At 37.6% G+C, this 1,060-nt stretch carries 2 protein-coding genes; both read right to left on the bottom strand.

All coding sequences use genetic code 11. The features are described 5' to 3' along the window. Positions 1 to 183: 183 nt before the first annotated feature. Entirely contained in the window at positions 184 to 423 is a 240-nt protein-coding gene (locus I6E85_RS20770) for a hypothetical protein (RefSeq protein ID WP_197237323.1), read from the bottom strand. A gap of 207 nt (positions 424 to 630) precedes the next feature. Next, a partial coding sequence (locus I6E85_RS20775; RefSeq protein WP_197237325.1) for a transposase occupies positions 631 to 1,060 on the bottom strand: 430 nt, incomplete at its 5' end.

Raw genomic sequence — 1,060 nt, forward strand, 5'->3', positions numbered from 1 at the left:
ACCAAACTTACTTGACGCTTTCTTGCGATAGCCATAAGACACCCTGCTTATTTTTTACACTAAATAAACGTAGTCCTTAATTTTAAAAAGATCAAAATTTAGGATGGGTGTCACTGTTAATTAAAATTTAGGATGGGTGTCACTGTTAATTATGTTAATTAAAATTTAGGATGGGTGTCACTGTTAATTATGATCAACAACAGTAACAAATAGACTTAATGCTCCCAAAACCATGGCTGCAATTATTAAATTTAATGTGATACCTGTAAACGTAACACCATCAGATGAACCTCTACCTGGAAGGTAAAGTTCACCGTGTTGGTAACCATATAAGGCATAACTCAATAATCCTAGCCCCCAAATTATATTGAAGACTCTCTCTGGTTTTGGGATAGAATTTGGAATATTGTACGAACCTTTCATTTGCTAGCTAACGAGCCTGTAGATTAACTCGTTTTTAAATTTGTTTTTATTGATAAACAAACCATAGCTGAGTTCCTATTTTGGTTCAATTGATTACTGTATTTTTACGCAGAATATAGAAGTGTTTGATATTGTTTTAATTGGCGTTTTGGAAGGGATTACGGGTGTTTGAGTGGCTTTTATTTAGGGTGAAAGGGCTTACCCTTCTTAATGCATCGTGTTTTGCAGCTTTTCTATATTATGAACAAGGCAATACAATTGCCATTGCGCATTCACTTTCATTTGACCCCGTAAGGTCAATTTATTCATACCTTTATTCACCGTAATATTCCCGAACACCGGTTCGATACACCCGAGTCGTTTGCTGTATTGTCGTCGACCTATGGGGCTGTCTATTTTTACTTTCATTTTGTCGATATAGCTTAGCTTTTTGCGTGATTCATTATTTATAAACTGTACTTGTCGCCCCGTTTTAATGGGTGGCTTTCGCATGCATTGTTGTTGTAGTGGGCAGGTTTTACAGTCTCTTAAATAACCACAGAATCGCGTGTATTGTTGGCTATGGCTGTTTACATTGACCCCGCTTCGCCACATGGCATTGCCTGCAGGGCAGCGGCATGTTTGCGTTGCCTCATCA

This window comes from Pseudoalteromonas sp. NZS71 (assembly GCF_015864715.1).
GTDB classification, from domain to species: Bacteria; Pseudomonadota; Gammaproteobacteria; order Enterobacterales; family Alteromonadaceae; genus Pseudoalteromonas; species Pseudoalteromonas arctica.